Source organism: Methylobacterium sp. J-072 (assembly GCF_022829425.1).
Taxonomy (GTDB): Bacteria; Pseudomonadota; Alphaproteobacteria; order Rhizobiales; family Beijerinckiaceae; genus Methylobacterium.
Map to the genome: position 1 here is coordinate 22,732 of NZ_JAKSYK010000072.1, position 16,647 is coordinate 39,378.

A 16,647-nucleotide genomic window follows, 5' to 3' on the forward strand; every position below is an offset into this window, starting at 1 on the left:
ATGGGCGGCTGAGCGGGGGTCCATTACTGCGACGCCTCCATCTTGCCGGTCTGGAAGACAGGTCGATTGAGGACGGCGTAGGTCGTCAGGACCTTCCGCCTGTCGAGCGAGGCCAGCCGGTTCAAAGCCGCCAGAGCATCAGAAAGTGCGGCCTCGTCGGCCTCCGCCACCCGAAGCAAGGCGACGAGCTCGACACCGCGGGGGCCGCAGGTGATGTGCGCGATCGCCCGAAGAGTGCGAGCACGGGCGATGCGCTCGCCCGGCTCGATGCGGTCGGCGAACGGCCCCCAGCGGTCGACGGCGGGGATCATCGCGCACCCCGCCAGCTGTCGATGTGAGGGAACGCCAGTTCCGCGATTGCCGCGGCGAGGCTGGGGCTGAAAACGTACCGAGCACGCAGGCGCGCGGTCTGGATTTCGAGCGGGGCTGGTGCTATTTCGGAATGGTCAATCTGGCGAGATAGACATTCCGAGGGGTGGACGCCCTGGCCGGCGCTCCGCCCCTCATCTGTTTTACGGGCCATGCTTCACGCGGCCTCCGTCTCGAGCGAGGGGAGCGAGGCGAGGTAGCTGCGCAGGCTGTCCGCCGGGATCAGGGTGCGATTGCCGGCCTTGATCGCGCGGAGCTTCTTGTCCTTCACCAGTTGGTAGATGGTCGAGCGACCGAGACCGGTGCTGAAGCAAGCTTCCATCAGCGTGAAGCAAAGCTTCTCCGTCGACGCGCGCAGGTCTCCCTGCGGCGCCTGCATCTGCTGCAGAGCCATTGGATATTCCTTTCGTGTCCACTGGCATTTGCCGGTGGGTGAGCAGAACCTGGACTGAGTCAGACGCCCGAAAAAGTGCCCCCGAAATTATAATTCTGGGCGCAATTTCGGGCGGTAGCTTCAGCTATCCGCGGCGAGGAGCTGTTTGAGGCGAGCGCGGAATGTGTTCTGAATTGTTTTCGATGTAGTGCTCGGGGCCTTGTCACCATAGGTGGCATCCAGCCAATTTGACAGCTCATCACCCCAGGCTGCTATAGACTTTCTTCGCTCTCCTAAAGCAGACCGGCGCTCTATTTCAGCTGCGATGACATGCCGTGCCGTCGAACGACCAACCAAGCCAGTTTTTATTATAGCTTCTGGCGCGGAAGATTTGTCTTCTGCGCATTCTGGAAAAATCAATAAAAGGTTATCTTTTTTTATCTCGATCCTATAATACTCAATCAGTGGAAATTTGATCTCTGCTGCGTCTCTAGTAGGTCTATGGAAGCCACGCGGTTGAGTTGCCCGAGATGTAGACCAATCGAAGATGATGGGACTAGTTTCCCATGGCCACTCTTTGCTCGTTGTGACTTTGAGGTTGTTTGTCAGTCTGTCTTCCACAAAAGCTCGACGACTAATTGCGGGTAGTTCGCCATGCCAGAGAAGAGGAAGCAGCAGCCTCTCCACAAGGACCGGATCCTGCTCAGTGATGAGCAACAGTCTGTATGCTTCCGAAAGCAAGATCCATTCATCCACCACAGTACACCGCCCACGCATCCATCAGATCGCGACGCTTCTGGAATAGATCGCCGCGCCGGTAAGCCGCCTCGACCTTGTTATCGATGATGTGGGCGAGCGCCATCTCCACCATCTCATTCGGGAAATGCGTCGTCTCAGCTGCCCAGTCGCGGAACGTCGACCGGAACCCGTGCACGGTCAGGTCCGGCCGGCCCATCCGTTTCAGCAGCTCCAGCATGGCCATGTTGGACAGCGGCCTGCTGCGCTTGCCGCCGGGGAAGACATACTTGTCGTCGAGCGCTCTGAACCGTTCGAGGATCCTCAAGGCCTGAGCGCAGAGCGGTACCCGGTGCTCGCGACCGCCCTTCATCCGCTCGGCCGGCACGGTCCAGGCCCGTTCGGCTAGGTCGATCTCATCCCAGGTCGCCCCGATCACCTCGCCGGTGCGGGCGGCCGTCAGGATCGTGAATTCCAACGCCAGGGGCGAGGTCCCGTTTTGTTGGCGAAGGCTAGCGATGAACTCGCCGATCTGAACGAAGGGGAGGGCGGCGTGGTGCTCGACGCGCTGCACCTTCGATCGCTTCGGCAAGAGGTTCTGCAGGTGCCCGCGCCAGCGCGCCGGGTTCTCGCCCTGGCGGTAGCCGCGGGTCGCAGCCCAATCGAGAACGGATTCGATCCGGCCCCGAACTCGTGTGGCGGTCTCAGTCTTGTCGCCCCAGATCGGCTCGATCACCCGCATCACGAGCCCGGTGTCGACCGCCTGGACGGGGAGGGCGCCGAACACGGGCGAGGCATAGGTCGCCAGGGTGTTGCGCCACTGGTCGACATGCTTCTCGTTGCGCCAACCCTTCTTGTGCGCCTCGATGTAGGCCTCGGCGCAGGCGTCGAACGTCATGGCCTTCGCGGCGTCGAGCTGAGCGGCCGATCGAACCCTCTGACGGGCCTCTATCGGATCGATACCGTCGAGGCAGAGCTTTCGGCACTCCGTGGCCTTGTTGCGCGCTTCGGCCAGCGTCAGGGTGTGGAGCGAGCCGAGACCCATCGACCTGGCGCGGCCGTTGAGCATGAACCGGAAGATCCAGGACCGCGCGTCGGCATGCGTCACCTGGAGGTAGAGGCCTCCGCCGTCGGCATAGAGGCCCGGCTCCCGCGTGCGCGAGACAACCAGTGCAGACAGCTGTCCCGGCCCGCGCCTCAACTCACAACCTACAGCCTTACCTACAAACGAGAGCCGGATTGTAGCGTGTCCGTGTGTGTACGGGAAGACATCGCGGGGGAGGGCGCCCCAGGAAAAACAACAGCTTACGGTCAACGGCGGACAGTGGCGGACAGTCCTTTGAAGGACGCTCCCTCCGCCATCTGACCCACCCTGGCCCGACGCTTCGCGCCTCTATAGTCCTCCTGCTGCCAGCCGCTCGAGGAAGCGGCCTTTTTGCCCGTGCCGCTGCCGGATGCCGGCGAGGCGCATGTCGAAATCCGCGGTCAGGCCGCGTTCGGCCGCCAGAATTTTCAGGTCCGACAGCAGATCGAAGGCTTTGGTATAGCCGGACGCGTTGCGCCGATCGATCTCGGTCTCGATCTCGCGCCAGACGGCTTCGCCGCGCCGCGCCAGGGCGTCGAGGCGGACGCGACGCTGCTTCTCGGCCTCCTCGGCCTCGCGTCGGCGCCGGGCTTCCGCTGCTTCGGCCTCGGCCCGGTCGCGCTCGTGGCGGATCGCCTCGGCGCGGGCACGCAGGGCTCCGACATTCCGCAGCGGCGGCTGCGACGCGGTCTCGGCCTGCGGCAGATGGTGGCGCAGCAGGCGCTTCAGCTCCGTGCCGGCATGAGGGTCAGCGTTGACCAGCCGGACCAGGAACGCGGTCTTCTCGGCCTCCGGAAGCCCGGCCACCGCGGCTTCCAGGGCGCGGGCCGAGGGAGCCACCGCGGCCGACGCCTCGATTTCAGCCGCAGCCGCCACGAGATCGGGATCGATGCGAAAAAATTCTGCGAAAGCGGCGAGCGCGTCCGTGAGCGGGCCGATCCCCGGCAGCGGCTCGACGGTGGCGTCGTCCAGGGCGTCGGCTTCGAGCGCCTTCAGCCAGAGGAGATAGAACAGCCTGAGATCGCCGTCGATCAGGTCCGCGCGCAACGGCGCCAGTTCGGCGAGCCGCCCGCCCTCGTCCGATTCGTCGTCCTCATCGTCGTACCAGATGTCGTCGTCGGGCTCCTCACATTCGCTCAGAATGTCGAAGATGACATTGTTGCTCGCGCGCCGGATCGTCACCTCGTCGACCGCGTCGAGGAAGCGGCCGAGGCCGGGGACATCGACGAACCGTTCCGGCAGGCGCAGCATCAGCCGGCGCGTGCCCCAATTGGCGAAGTAGAGGTGCAGGTCGAACCAGCGTTCCATGAGCTTGGCCGGGTCGCCCTTGAAGTCGCCCCACTGATAGGTGTTGACGAACCGCGTCGCCGTGATGGTGGCGCGGGTCGACAGGGCCCGGAGCGCCTTCCGGTCGGATTCGTCCAGTCGCCGGTCGATGGCCAGAAACTCATAATATTGGTATTCGCTCACGCCGAAGCCTCACCATCGGGCGCATCAGACCGGGTGCAGGATACCATCGGTTTCGAGGATGTGGAGTGCCTCCGCCAGCGTGAGCCCGGTATGGAGCCGCCACCATTGTCCGGTGTGCCGCATCCACTGGATGTCGAAGCGGTCCGGCCCCATCCGGTCGAGGCGTGCGAAGGGCGCGTCGAACTCCTCGCCGCGATTATGCGCCATGCCCGAGCGGTAGCGCTGGATGAACCGGTAGCGGCCGCCGCGCCAGTCGCCGCGGATATCGACCGGATAGTTCCAGTCGGTCGGCCGGATCTCCGGCAGGAAGCGCGGCTTCAGGACATCGCGGATCAGCGCCTCGCAGGCGGCCACGATGGCGTTCCGTTCGGCCTCGCCCACCGGGGGCGGCCGACTCGCGCGTTGCCATATCCTCACAGCTGTCCGGACCATCGTTGAACGGCCTTCCACCGATATGTATGGCGTTGTCCTTCGCTTGCGGGACACCGGCAAGCTGTTCGGCAACCGCGTTCCCGGGCACTCACGTGGTTGCGCTGTACGCCTTTCCGACGTACATGTTGGGTTGGTTTCAGGAGGAAACCGGCATGCGTCCCTCCCACGATTCGGTGCACAATCCGGACGAGCGCAGCACCGAACGGATGAATTTCCGGACGAAGCCGCATATCAAGGCAGCGATCCAGCGCGCGGCGGCCCTGTCAGGGGTGGACGATTCCGTCTTCACGATGAACGCGGCCTATCGTGCGGCGGTCGAGACGATCGCGTCGCACGAGCGCACGATGCTGCAACCGGTCGATCACGCGGCCTTCTTCGCCACCCTCGATGACCCACCGCCCGCCACGGAGGCACTGCGCGCGGCTTTCGACCGTCACAGGGCGACCATCGTCAGCCGGTGACCGGGGGCACCCTCATCGAGCCGCTGGATCCCGCCCGGCACGATCGGGCGGGCTTCTCGTGCGGGGTCGAGCCGGTCGACAATTTCTTCAGGAAGACGGCGGGCAAGCTCGTCAGGGCGGACAACCTGCGGGTGTTCGTGATGACGTCGCCGGATGACGGTTTGATCGGCTTCTATGCCGTGAACGCGCACGCCGTCGATTATGCCGACCTGCCGCCGCGCTATGCCCGGACCCGTCCTGGCCATGGCCAAATCCCGGCGGCCTACATCGCGATGATCGGCGTCGATACGCGCTTCGCCGGACGGGGATTCGGCGGCGACCTGCTTGTCGACGGGCTCGGCCGGATCGCCCGCGCCGCCGACGATCTCGGGATTGCGGTGGTCATGCTCGACGTGCTCGATTGCGGGAATCCCGAGCGGGTCGCACGGCGCCTGAAGCTTTACAGCGGGTACGGGTTTATGCCGCTGCCCTCCCAACCGCTGCGCCTCTTTCTCCCGATCGCGACGGTTCGCGCTTTGCTGGGCTGAGCGCGCGCCCCATCACGCCGCCGCGACCCGCGTCGTGGCGGCCTCCCAGTCGGCGCTCCAGTCCTGCACGATGTGGCCCGGGGAGACCTCCCGGTAGAGGCGCTCGGGCGCGACGTAGTCCGGCGCCCGGATCGGGCTGCGGATCTCGTCGTCCGGCAGGGCGTGGCGGTCGCGGCGGCGGGCCGGGTCGGGGACCGGGACGGCGGCCAGCAGCTTCTTCGTGTAGGGGTGCTGCGGGTCGCCGAACACCGCCGCCCGGGGGCCGATCTCCACGATCTCGCCGAGATACATCACCGCCACCCGGTGGCTCACCCGCTCGACCACCGCCATGTCGTGGGAGATGAACAGGTAGGCGAGCCCCATCTCGGCCTGCAGGTCGAGCATCAGGTTGACCACCTGCGCCTTCACCGAGACATCGAGCGCCGAGACCGCCTCGTCGGCGACGATCAGGCGGGGGCGCAAAGCCAGGGCCCGGGCGATGCAGATGCGCTGGCGCTGGCCGCCGGAGAACTCGTGCGGGAAGCGCCCGGCGGCCTCGGCCGGCAGCCCGACCCGGGTCAGGAGCGCCTCGGCGCGCTCCTGCGCGTCCCGGCGGGAGGCGAGGCGGTTGATCAGCAGGGGCTCGGCCACCGCGGCGCCGACGCTCATGCGCGGGTCGAGGCTGGCGAACGGGTCCTGGAAGATCATCTGCATCCGCTGGCGGCGCGTGCGCAGGGTTTTGGCATCGAGGCCGATCAGGTCCTCGCCGTCGAGCAGGACCGAGCCGGAGAGGGGCTCGACCAGGCGCAGGATCGAGCGGCCGGTGGTGGACTTGCCGCAGCCGGATTCGCCGACCAGCGCCAGGGTCTCGCCGGCCGCGAGGCTGAACGAGACCCGCTCCACCGCGTGGACCCGGCCGGTCACCCGGCCGAACAGGCCGGCGCGCATCTCGAACCGGGTGGTCAGGTCGCGCACCTCCAGAACCGGGCGCTCGGCCGCCCGGACGGTGTCGGGGGTCTCGGGGGTCGGCTCCGCGACGCCGGTGGCGCGGTCGATCACGGGGAAGCGCATCGGCCGGGCCCGGCCCGCCATGGCGCCGAGCCGCGGCACGGCGGCGAGCAGCGCCCGGGTGTAGGGATCCTCGGGCGCGGAAAAAATCCGGGCGGTGGGGCCGGTCTCCACGGCGCGGCCGTGAACCATCACCACCGTGCGGTCGGCGATCTCGGCGACCACGCCCATGTCGTGGGTGATGAACAGGACCGACATGCCCTCCTCGTCCTGGAGGCTCTTGATCAGGTCGAGGATCTGGGCCTGGATCGTCACGTCGAGCGCCGTGGTCGGCTCGTCGGCGATCAGGAGTTTCGGCCGGCAGGCGAGCGCCATGGCGATCATCACCCGCTGACGCATGCCGCCCGAGAACAGGTGCGGGTATTGATGGATCCGCGACCGGGCGCCCGGGATCCGGACCTTGTCGAGGAGCCGGACCACCTCGGCCTCGGCGGCGGCCCGCGACAGGCCCCGGTGCCGGATCAGCGCCTCGGCGATCTGGAAGCCGATGGTCAGGACCGGGTTCAGGGAGGTCATCGGCTCCTGGAAGATCATGGCGATGGAATCGCCCCGGACCCGGCGCATCTCGGCCTCGGAGGCGGTGCGCAGTTCCCGGCCCTCGAAGCGCACGCTGCCACCGATGCGGCTCGCGTCCCGGGCGAGCAGGCGCATGATCGATAGCGCGCTGACGCTCTTGCCGGAGCCGGATTCGCCCACCAGCGCCACGGTCTCCCGCGGGCCGATATCGAACGAGACGCCGTGCACCACCTCGCGCCAGCGCCCCTCGGAGCGGAAGGCGGCGGTGAGGTCGCGCACCGACAGGATCGGGTCCGTCACGGCCTTGGCTCCTGACTCAGCTTGGTTTCATGCGGCTCCGCGCCTCCCACCCTGCACCTCATCCTGAGGTGCCGAAGCGGAGCGGAGGCCTCGAAGGAGCCCTCCAGGGATCGCGCGGCCGGCTGGAGGGCTCCTTCGAGGCCCAGCGATCTGCGATCACCGGGCACCTCAGGATGAGGGGGTCGGGTGGGAGATCCGGAAGCAGGCCGCCCCACGTCAAAAAACCCGGCGCGGGTCGAGGGCGTCGCGTAGGCCGTCACCGATGAAGTTGATCGACAGGACCGTCAAAAAAATCGCGCCGCCGGGGAACAGCGCCCAGTGCGGGGCGACGTCGAGATGGTCCTTGGCGTCGAACAGCAGCCGGCCCCAGGTCGGGATGTCCGGGGGGAAGCCGAGGCCGAGGAACGACAGTGTGGATTCCGCGATGATCGCCGCCGAGACCTCGATGGAGGCGGCCACGATCACCGGCCCGAGCGCGTTCGGCAGGATGTGGCGGCGCACGAGGTGCCCGGTGGTCGCCCCCTGCGAGCGGGCCGCCTCGACGAACTCCTTCTCCCGCAGGGTGAGGAACTGCGCCCGCACCAGCCGGGCGACCGGCATCCAGCGCAGCCCCCCGATCACCGCGACGATCATGAGAAAGACGCCGCCCTGGACCCCGAACACGGCCTTCAGGCTGTCGCGAAACAGGTAGATGATCAGGAGCAGCAGCGGCAGTTGCGGCAGGGACAGGAACAGGTCGGTCAGCCACATCAAGGCCGGATCGAGCAGCCGGCGCGACATGCCGGCGAGCGCCCCGACCACGATTCCGATCAAGCTCGCCACCGCCATCGCGGCGAAGCCCACCGCGAGCGAGATCCGGCCGCCATAGATCATCCGGGCGAGCAGGTCCTGGCCGAGATCGTCGGTGCCGAACGGGTGCGCCCAGGATGGGCCCTGGAGCTGGGCGGCGAAGTCGATGTCGTCGATGGCGAGCGGCCAGATCAGGCCGCCGAACAGCACGCCGCCGACCAGCACCGCCAGCACGGCGACGCTCGCCAGCGCCAGCCGGTGCCGGCGGAAGCGCCGCAAGGTCTCCCGCCCGGGCGAGGCCGGGGCGCGGGCGCGAGGGGGCGCCTCAACGGAGGGCGATGCGAGGGTCGAGCCAGCCATAGAGCAGGTCCGCGACGAGGTTGAACAGGACGACGAGGCCGGCGAACACGAAGGTCACGGCCATCACCACCGGCGTGTCGTTGGCCAGCATCGCGTCGATCAGCAGGGAGCCGATGCCGGGGATCCGGAAGATCTGCTCGGTGACGATGGCGCCGCCGAACACTGCCGGGATCTGCAGGGCGACGAGCGTCACCACCGGGATCAGGGCGTTGCGGGCGATGTGCCGGCGGGTCACCGTGCCCTCGGTGAGCCCCTTGGCCCGGGCGGTGGTGACGTAGTCGAGGCGGGCGACGTCCAGCGCCGAGGCGCGCACGTAGCGGGTGTAGGAGGCCGCCTGGAAGAAGCCCAGCACCGCCACCGGCATGATCGCCTGCCGGATAGTCTCCCAGGCCCAGGCCAGGCCGGTGCCGGGGAGGTTGGCCTGGTAGACGAAGGGCAGCCAGCCGAGCTTGATCGAGAACAGCAGGATGAACAGCAGGCCGGTGAAGAAGGTCGGCAGCGAGAAGCCCACGAAGGCCAGGGTGTTGGCGACCTGGTCGGCCAGCGAGTAGGGCCGGCGGGCGGCGTAGAGGCCCACCGGCACCGCCACCAGCAGGGCCAGGACCTGCGAGGAGCCGACCACGAACAGGGTGGTGGGCAGCCGTTGCAGGATCAGGGCGTCGACGTTCACCCGGCTGGCGAACGAAAAACCCCAATCCCCGTGCAGCATCGCCCAGAGCCAGCGCAGGTAGCGGGTGAAGATCGGGTCATCGAGGCCGAACTTGATCCGCAGGGCCGCGCGCACCTCCGGGGGCACGTTGGGGTTGGCGGCGAGCTCGCCGAACGGGTCGCCCGGCGCGAGCGCCAGGACGACGAACAGGATCAGGCTGATCCCGAGCAGGCTCGGGATCGCGATCAGGAGCCGGCGCAGGATGTAGGCGCCCATTGTTGTGCCTCGATTCTTGGTGCGCGGCTCCCGCTCAGGCCTCCCGGCTCCATTCGGGCAGGAACGACAGGTCGTTGTCCCAGCCGCTGCGCGGCGCCACGAGCTTGGCGGAGACCCCCGAGACCTCGGCCCGGTGGATCAGCGGCAGGATGTTCTCCGAGACCGCGAGGTCGTTGGCCTTGATCAGCAGGGCGGCGCGCTTGACCGGATCGAGTTCGGCCTGGGCGGCCTTGTAGGCGGCGTCGTAATCGGCGTTGCGCCAGCGCGCGATGTTGCGGCCCTGCCACTTGTTCTCCTTGGTGGCGGCCTCCCAGGAGACGTACTGGAGCAGCCAGGTCGAGGGGTCGGCCTGAGTCATGCTGATCGCGTACATCTCCATGTCCGCGTAGAAATGCGGGAACGTGTCCGGGTTGGCGGTGTCGGAGGAGAAGAACACCGAGCCGGTGATCGATTTCAGCTCGATCTCGATGCCGGCCTTGGCGGCGGCCTGCTTGATGATCGCCTGGGTCTTCTGGCGCGGGGCGTTGATCGAGGTCTGGAACAGCAGCTTCAGGCGCTTGCCGTCCTTGGCCCGCACGCCGTCGGAGCCCTTCGCCCAGCCGGCCTCGTCGAGGAGCGCGTTGGCCTTGGCCGGATCGAACGCGAAGCTTGTGTTCTTCGAGACGAAGCGCTCCGGGCCGTTCACCGAATTGGCCGTGGCCCGGCCGGTGCGGCCGTAGATGTAGTCCTGGATCGACTTGCGATCGACCAGCAGGCTCATCGCGTGGCAGACCTTCGGGTCGGAGAAGGCCGGGTGCTTGGTCTTGAGCGAAGACCGCTCGCCGTCGACCTCGACATTCGGGTCGGTGGTGTTGAGCAGCAGGAACTCGAGCTTGCCGCCGTAGACGACGTCGACCCGGCCCTTGCCGCCGGTTTCCAGGCGCTTGAGCACCTCGTCCTCGACGAGCAGGTTCCAGGCGTAGTCGTACTCGCCGGTCTGGAGCACGGCCCGGGCCGCCGAGACCGCGTCGCCGCCGCCCTTCATCTCGACGCTGTCGAAATAGGGGCGGTTGGGCAGGTGGTAATTCGGATTGCGTTCGCCGCGGACGATGTCGCCGGGCCGGAATTCGAGGAACCGGTACGGGCCGGTGCCCACCGGCGCCAAGTTCTGAGGCGCCTCCCGGGACTTGGCGCCGGTATAGGCGGCGAACAGGTGTTTCGGGATCACCATGCCGACGGTGCCCACGAAGGCATCGCTCCAGTACGGCGTCGGCTTGTCGAACAGGATCCGGATGCTGAGGTCGTCGACCTTCTCGACCTTGCAGTCCTTGTAGGAGCCGATCGTGACCGCCGCGGTAGCGGGGTCGCGGGCGTAGTCCCAGGTGAAGACGAGGTCGTCGGCGGTGAGCGGCTTGCCGTCGTGCCACGTCACCCCGGGCTTGATCTTCCAGACCACCGAGCGGCCATCCGCGGCGAGCCCGCCGTTCTCCTTGGACGGGATCTCGGCGGCGAGCACCGGCACGAGGTTGCCGTCCGGGTCCCAGGCGGCCAGCGGCTCGTAGAAGATCCGGGAGGCTTCCTGGTCCTTGGTCCCGATGGCGAAATGCGGGTTGATCAGGGTCGGCGCCTGCCACCAGAGCAGCCGCAGCGCGCCGCCGCCCCCGGCCTTGGCCGGCTTGTAGGCGGCCCGGAGATCGGCGGCCATCGCCACCCCGTTCTCGGCCAGCATCAGCCCGGCCAGCGGTGCGGAGAGGCCGACCGCCAGCATCCGCTGCACGAAGCCGCGCCGTGACAGGTCCCCGGACTTCACCCGCCCGATGAGCCCGCGCAGATCCCGCTCGTCCATGCATCGATCCCTGATTGTCGCCGCGACCCACACAGCATCCTTCTGGGTGCGGCCTTGGCAAGGCTCTTGGCAAGGGGCGCGCCAGTTACGCTTCGGCCGAAACCTCATCGCCGGGCCTCGGCAGCCTGGCCCCGGCCCTGCATGACGGAGCCGGATACGGATTCCGGTCGAAGACCTCGAACGGCCTTCCCCGTCATTGCGAGCGCAGCGAAGCAAGCCAGGGCAGCGCGCGATCTTGGACCGTGGCGGATCCCTGGGTCGCTTCGCTGCACTCGCGATGACGGTGGAAGGATCGGCCGAGCGACGAGACCGGGAAACGCCTGACATGCAGGGTGCCGCACCCGCTATGGTCGTGCGACACGCCCAGCGACACGCTCGGAGACGACCGGATGGACAACCGCAACGCCGTGTGGCGCCACGTGGACGCGCAGAAGGAGCGGCTGATCGCCCTCTCCGAGCGCGTCTGGGGCATGCCGGAGGTCTGCTACACGGAAACGCGCTCCTGCGCCGAGCACGCGGCGGAGCTGCGCCACCAGGGTTTTCGCGTCACCGAGCCGGTCGCGGGCATCCCCACCGCGGTGATGGGCGAGGCCGGGGAGGGCGGTCCGGTCATCGCCTTCCTGGGGGAATACGACGCGCTGCCGGGCCTGTCGCAGGAGGCGGGCGTCGCCGAGCACCGGCCCGTGGAGCCGGGCGGCCACGGCCATGGCTGCGGCCACAACCTCCTCGGGGCGGCGGCGCTGCTGGCCGCCACCGCCGTGAAGGATTGGCTCGCCGAGACCGGCACCCCCGGCCGCGTGCGCTATTACGGCTGCCCGGCCGAGGAGGGCGGGGCCGCCAAGGCGTTCATGGTGCGCGAGGGTGCCTTCGCGGATGCCGACATCGCGATCTCCTGGCACCCCGGCAGCTTCTGGGAGGTGGCGCCCCCGGTGGCGCTGGCCAACACCCGGGCGGACTTCATCTTCACCGGCCGGACCGCTCACGCCGCCGCCGCGCCGCATCTCGGCCGCTCGGCGCTGGACGCGGTGGAGCTGATGAGCGTCGGCGTGAACTACATGCGCGAGCACATGCCCTCGGACGCAAGGGTGCACTACGCCTATCTCGACGCCGGCGGCATCGCCCCCAACGTCGTCCAGGCGAGCGCCCGGGTGCGCTACTCGATCCGGGCGCGGGACCTGCCGGGGATGCTGGCGCTCGTCGAGCGGGTGAAGAAGGTGGCGCAAGGCGCCGCGCTGATGACCGAGACCAGCGTCGAAATGCGGATCGTCAGCGCCGTGTCGAACCTGCTCGGCAACGACCCGCTGGAGCGGGCGCTCCACGGGGTCATGGAGGAACTCGGGCCGCCACATTTCGACGCCGCCGACCGGGCCTTCGCCAGCGCGATCCGGGGCACGCTCAGCGACGGCGACATCGATGCCGTGTTCCGCGCCATCGGGCTGCCGCGCACAGAGGCGCCGCTCGCCGACTTTTTGGTGCCGCTCGACGCCCCGCGCAACCCGGCGGTGGGCTCCACCGATGTCGGCGACGTGAGCTGGGTGGTGCCGACCGTGCAGGCCCACGCCCCGACGGTGGCGATCGGAACCCCGTTCCACACCTGGCAGGTGGTGGCCCAGGGGCGCAGCCCCGCGGCCCACAAGGCGATGGTCCAAGTCGCCAAGGCGATGGCCGCCACCGGCGCCCTGGCGCTCACCGATCCGGCCCTGCGCGCGGCCGCCAAGGCCGACCTCGCCCGCCGGGTCGGCGCCGGGGGCTACGTCTCGCCCCTGCCCCCGGAGGTGGCGCCGCCGCTGCGGATGTCGCTGGGGTGAGGGCGGTCGCCGACCAAGCGCGTGCGTTTCTCGCCCCCGTGTGGGCGACCGGTTTCAGGTGCTTCCGGATGCGGCGCGGGTCCCCTCTCCCGTGCGGGAGAGGGACAGGGTGAGGGATGCGCCCTCTCCGGATGAACCTGGTCCCTCACCCCAGCCCTCTCCCGCACGGGAGAGGGGACCCGCGCCTTGCACAAGCCGATGTGAGAACATCGTAGCCCGCAGAGGGCGGGGGAGGGCGCGCGCGCTGTCAGGCGATGCGCCCTCGCCCCCGCATACCGGAACCCGCCGAGAGCGGGTATGACCCGATCCGGGCGGCACGCGCCCCGCACGGCATCATCAATGGACGTCACCCCCTCCGAAACGACCTGCGTGGCCATCGTCGGCCTGGGCTATGTCGGTCTTCCGCTCGCTTTGGCGTTCGGCCAGGGCCTGCGCACGATCGGCTACGAGCGCGCCCCCGCCAAGGTCGCGGCCTATCGGGACGGGATCGACCCGGCCGGGGAGATCGAGCCGGCGGCGTTCCGGGCCGCAACCCACCTGGCGATCACCGACGACCCGGCCGCCCTGTCGGAGGCCGACGTGATCATCGTCACGGTACCGACCCCCGTCGACGATGCCCAGAGGCCGGATTTCAGCCTGCTCACCGAGGCCTCGGCGCTGGTCGGGCGGCACATGCGGGACGGGGCGATCGTGGTGTTCGAATCCACGGTCTATCCCGGCGCCACCGAGGAGGTCTGCGTCCCCGTTCTGGAGCAGCATTCCGGCCTGCGCTGGAAGGCGGGTTTCTGGGTCGGCTACTCGCCCGAGCGGATCAATCCCGGCGACCGGGAGCACAGCCTCGCCAAGGTCGTGAAGATCGTGGCCGGCGACACTCCCGAGACCCTGGCGCATCTCACGGCGCTCTACGGGACGATCATCGAGGCCGGGATCCACGCGACCTCGTCGATCCGGGTCGCGGAGGCCGCCAAGGTCATCGAGAACACCCAGCGCGACCTGAACATCGCGCTGATGAACGAGCTGTCGCAGATCTTCGACAAGCTCGACCTCGACACCCAGGAGGTCCTGCAGGCCGCCGGCACCAAGTGGAACTTTCTGCCGTTCCGCCCGGGGCTGGTCGGGGGCCACTGCATCGGGGTCGATCCCTATTACCTGACCCACAAGGCCGCGATGGTCGGCCACCACCCGCAGGTGATCCTGGCCGGGCGTCGGATCAACGACAGCATGGCCGCCCATGTCGCCCGCAAGACCGTCAAGCTGATCGTCCGGCAAGGGGGCAGCGCCCGGGGCGCCAGGGTCATCGTGCTCGGCCTGACCTTCAAGGAGAATTGCTCGGACCTGCGCAACTCCAAGGTCGCCGACCTGATCCGGGAGCTGGCGGAGTTCGGCTGCGCCGTGTCGGTCCACGATCCCCGTGCCCGCAAGGACGAGGCAAGAGCCGCGTACGGCATCGACCTGGTCGACTGGGCCGACCTGCCCGACGCGGCCGACGCCGTGGTGGTGGCGGTGCCGCACCGGGATTATTCCGCGCGCGCCCCGGCGGAGATCGCCGCGCTGCTCAAGCCCGGGGGCCTGATCGTGGACGTGAAGGCCCTCTACGAGGCGGAAGCGTTCCGGGCGCTGGGGCACAATGTCTGGCGGCTCTGACAGAATCCTTCCGCAAGGCCGGCGGCTCAGCGATGATGGGGCATCCCGCTGACGGGCTCGCTGCGCGCTCGAGATGACGGCGCGGGTCGATAGGCCGAGCGCGTGAGCAGGAAACCGTAGGGTACGGCGGGAGCGGCGGGCATGCACCAGACCAATGACGGCCAAGGGACGCCACCGCCGGACGCGCCGGATCCGGACTTCGCCGCCCGGCACGCGCGCTATCCCGAGGCGCAGATCCGAAAAATCCTGACCGACACGCGCACGATCGCCCTGGTCGGCGCCTCCGCGAACCCAGCCCGCCCGAGCTGGATCGTGCTGAAATACCTGCTCGACCGGGGCTACGCGGTGAGTCCGGTCAATCCGGGCCTCGCCGGGCAGGATCTCCTCGGGCGGCGGGTGGTGGCCTCCCTCGCCGAGGTTCCGGAACCGATCGACATGGTCGAGATCTTCCGCAATTCCGCCGCCGCCGGCCCCCTGGTGGACGAGGCGCTCGCCCTCGAGCCGCTGCCCAAGGTGATCTGGATGCAGCTCGGCGTGCGCGACGACGCGGCCGCCGCCTGGGCCGAGGCGCGCGGGCTCACGGTCATCATGAACCGCTGCCCGAAGATCGAGTACGGCCGGCTCTCGGGGGAGATCGGCTGGACCGGGGTGAACTCGCGCATCCTCACCGCGAAGAAGCCGGTGCTGGCCGGCCGCGGCGTCCAGCGGCTCACCATCGCCGAGCGGGGCAAGCGCCCGGAATGAGCGACGCGGTATCATGTTACCGCTAATGCCAAGTCATTCCAGAAAAAGGCGTTTTCGGGATTTCGATTTTATCGGTTGACGGACTGGGCATCCCCGGCTATCCACCGGCCGTCGCCGCCGCGTGCTCCCCACGCGGCGGCTCGTTTTTCGGCACCCCGAGGCTGTCCGCGTCCCGATCCGTCGGGGTTCCGGCGCGTCGGAACCCTGGGATCTCACCATGAAGACCACCTCGCTAAAGCCCGCCGAGGTCGACAAGAAGTGGATCGTGATCGACGCGGAGGGCCTCGTCGTCGGCCGCCTCGCCTCGATCGTCGCCATGCGCCTGCGCGGCAAGCACAAGGCCGCCTACACGCCCCACGTCGATTGCGGTGACCACGTCATTGTCGTCAACGCGGACAAGGTGAAGTTCACCGGCCGCAAGTACGTCCAGAAGCGCTACTACTACCACACCGGCTACCCGGGCGGGATCAAGGAGCGCACGGCCAAGTTCATCCTCGAAGGGCGCTTCCCTGAGCGCGTCGTCGAGAAGGCCGTCGAGCGCATGCTGCCCCGCGGCCCGCTCTTCCGGCAGATCCTCGGCAACCTCCGCGTCTACAAGGGCGCCGAGCACCCGCACGTCGCCCAGCAGCCGCAGGCGCTCGACGTCGGCGCCCTCAACCGCAAGAACGTGAGCGCTTGATCATGGCGACCCTCCAGTCCCTCGCCGACCTCAACCGGGCGAATACCGGCGCGGTCGACCCCGCCAACGAGGCCCCGGTCCACGTCCAGAAGCTGGACGCGCAGGGCCGCGCCTACGCCACCGGCAAGCGCAAGGACGCGGTCGCCCGCGTCTGGATCAAGCCCGGCAAGGGCACGGTCACGATCAACAAGCGTCCGGTCGAGGTCTACTTCGCCCGTCCGGTGCTGCGCATGATCCTGCGCCAGCCGCTGGAGATCGCCAACCGCGTCGACCAGTACGACATCAACGTCACGGTCGCCGGCGGCGGTCTCTCGGGTCAGGCCGGCGCCGTGCGCCACGGCCTCTCGAAGGCGCTGACCTACTTCGAGCCGGAGCTGCGCGCCCCGCTCAAGCGCGAAGGCTTCCTGACCCGCGACGCCCGCGTGGTCGAGCGCAAGAAGTATGGCCGCAAGAAGGCCCGCCGCAGCTTCCAGTTCTCGAAGCGCTGATCCGCGGTTTCATCGACGGTTTGGGGGAGGGCGGTTCCTGCGGGAGCCGCCCTTTTTCGTGTTCGGGCCGG

17 protein-coding genes are annotated in these 16,647 nt (G+C 68.4%); 7 read left to right on the top strand and 10 right to left on the bottom strand.

Translation table 11 applies throughout. The features are described 5' to 3' along the window. Positions 1-23: 23 nt before the first annotated feature. The 6 genes from MKK67_RS06815 to MKK67_RS06840 form a co-directional block, all read right to left on the bottom strand. Positions 24-311 carry a hypothetical protein gene (locus MKK67_RS06815; RefSeq protein WP_243962988.1) on the bottom strand — a complete coding sequence of 96 codons (288 nt, stop codon included), beginning with the start codon at positions 309-311 and terminating at the stop codon, positions 24-26. Positions 312-526: 215 nt separating this feature from the next. Then, the gene (locus MKK67_RS06820) at positions 527-763 is read right to left on the bottom strand and encodes an excisionase family DNA-binding protein (protein WP_243947215.1); all 237 of its coding nucleotides are present in this window, start codon (positions 761-763) and stop codon (positions 527-529) included. A 120-nt stretch (positions 764-883) separates the two neighbouring features. Continuing rightward, a complete protein-coding gene (locus tag MKK67_RS06825; RefSeq protein ID WP_243962990.1) occupies positions 884-1,498 on the bottom strand; it encodes a hypothetical protein in 615 nt (204 codons plus the stop codon). Then, the gene (locus MKK67_RS06830) at positions 1,491-2,678 is read right to left on the bottom strand and encodes a tyrosine-type recombinase/integrase (RefSeq protein WP_243962991.1); all 1,188 of its coding nucleotides are present in this window, start codon (positions 2,676-2,678) and stop codon (positions 1,491-1,493) included. The genes MKK67_RS06825 and MKK67_RS06830 overlap by 8 nt, the downstream gene beginning before the upstream one ends. A gap of 192 nt (positions 2,679-2,870) precedes the next feature. Next, positions 2,871-4,031, bottom strand: a complete 1,161-nt coding sequence (locus MKK67_RS06835) for a hypothetical protein (protein ID WP_243962993.1) — start codon at positions 4,029-4,031, stop codon at positions 2,871-2,873. A gap of 24 nt (positions 4,032-4,055) precedes the next feature. Next, a complete protein-coding gene (locus MKK67_RS06840) occupies positions 4,056-4,412 on the bottom strand; it encodes a hypothetical protein (protein ID WP_243962995.1) in 357 nt (118 codons plus the stop codon). Positions 4,413-4,615: 203 nt separating this feature from the next. On the opposite strand from MKK67_RS06840, the gene MKK67_RS06845 reads away from it, so the two are divergent. Both MKK67_RS06845 and MKK67_RS06850 read left to right on the top strand, forming a co-directional pair. Continuing rightward, positions 4,616-4,924, top strand: a complete 309-nt coding sequence (locus tag MKK67_RS06845; RefSeq protein ID WP_243963037.1) for a DUF1778 domain-containing protein — start codon at positions 4,616-4,618, stop codon at positions 4,922-4,924. A gap of 140 nt (positions 4,925-5,064) precedes the next feature. Beyond that, entirely contained in the window at positions 5,065-5,451 is a 387-nt protein-coding gene (locus MKK67_RS06850; RefSeq protein ID WP_243963038.1) for a GNAT family N-acetyltransferase, read from the top strand. Positions 5,452-5,463: 12 nt separating this feature from the next. Here the strand turns inward: MKK67_RS06850 and MKK67_RS06855 are convergent, their stop codons facing one another. The 4 genes from MKK67_RS06855 to MKK67_RS06870 all read right to left on the bottom strand — a co-directional run bounded on the left by MKK67_RS06855 (position 5,464) and on the right by MKK67_RS06870 (position 11,213). Next, positions 5,464-7,314, bottom strand: coding sequence for an ABC transporter ATP-binding protein (locus MKK67_RS06855; RefSeq protein ID WP_243962997.1), 1,851 nt, complete (start codon positions 7,312-7,314; stop codon positions 5,464-5,466). Between the two features lie 216 nt (positions 7,315-7,530). Then, positions 7,531-8,463 carry an ABC transporter permease gene (locus MKK67_RS06860; protein WP_243962999.1) on the bottom strand — a complete coding sequence of 311 codons (933 nt, stop codon included), beginning with the start codon at positions 8,461-8,463 and terminating at the stop codon, positions 7,531-7,533. After that, entirely contained in the window at positions 8,429-9,388 is a 960-nt protein-coding gene (locus tag MKK67_RS06865; RefSeq protein ID WP_243963000.1) for an ABC transporter permease, read from the bottom strand. Before MKK67_RS06865 ends, MKK67_RS06860 begins: the two co-directional genes overlap by 35 nt. 34 nt (positions 9,389-9,422) lie before the next feature. Then, positions 9,423-11,213, bottom strand: a complete 1,791-nt coding sequence (locus tag MKK67_RS06870; RefSeq protein WP_243963001.1) for a peptide ABC transporter substrate-binding protein — start codon at positions 11,211-11,213, stop codon at positions 9,423-9,425. A 389-nt stretch (positions 11,214-11,602) separates the two neighbouring features. On the opposite strand from MKK67_RS06870, the gene MKK67_RS06875 reads away from it, so the two are divergent. The 5 genes from MKK67_RS06875 (at position 11,603) to rpsI (ending at position 16,576) form a co-directional block, all read left to right on the top strand. Next, positions 11,603-13,021, top strand: a complete 1,419-nt coding sequence (locus tag MKK67_RS06875; RefSeq protein WP_243963002.1) for a M20 family metallopeptidase — start codon at positions 11,603-11,605, stop codon at positions 13,019-13,021. Between the two features lie 339 nt (positions 13,022-13,360). Further along, positions 13,361-14,665, top strand: coding sequence for a nucleotide sugar dehydrogenase (locus MKK67_RS06880; RefSeq protein ID WP_243963003.1), 1,305 nt, complete (start codon positions 13,361-13,363; stop codon positions 14,663-14,665). 141 nt (positions 14,666-14,806) lie between these two features. After that, positions 14,807-15,409 (top strand): CoA-binding protein, encoded by a 603-nt coding sequence (locus MKK67_RS06885; RefSeq protein WP_243963004.1) that lies wholly within the window; start codon positions 14,807-14,809, stop codon positions 15,407-15,409. A 217-nt stretch (positions 15,410-15,626) separates the two neighbouring features. After that, positions 15,627-16,088 carry a 50S ribosomal protein L13 gene (rplM, locus tag MKK67_RS06890; RefSeq protein ID WP_007565855.1) on the top strand — a complete coding sequence of 154 codons (462 nt, stop codon included), beginning with the start codon at positions 15,627-15,629 and terminating at the stop codon, positions 16,086-16,088. 2 nt (positions 16,089-16,090) lie between these two features. After that, positions 16,091-16,576: a 30S ribosomal protein S9 gene (rpsI, locus tag MKK67_RS06895; RefSeq protein ID WP_243963005.1), complete on the top strand. Its 486-nt coding sequence runs from the start codon at positions 16,091-16,093 to the stop codon at positions 16,574-16,576. Positions 16,577-16,647 lie beyond the last annotated feature (71 nt).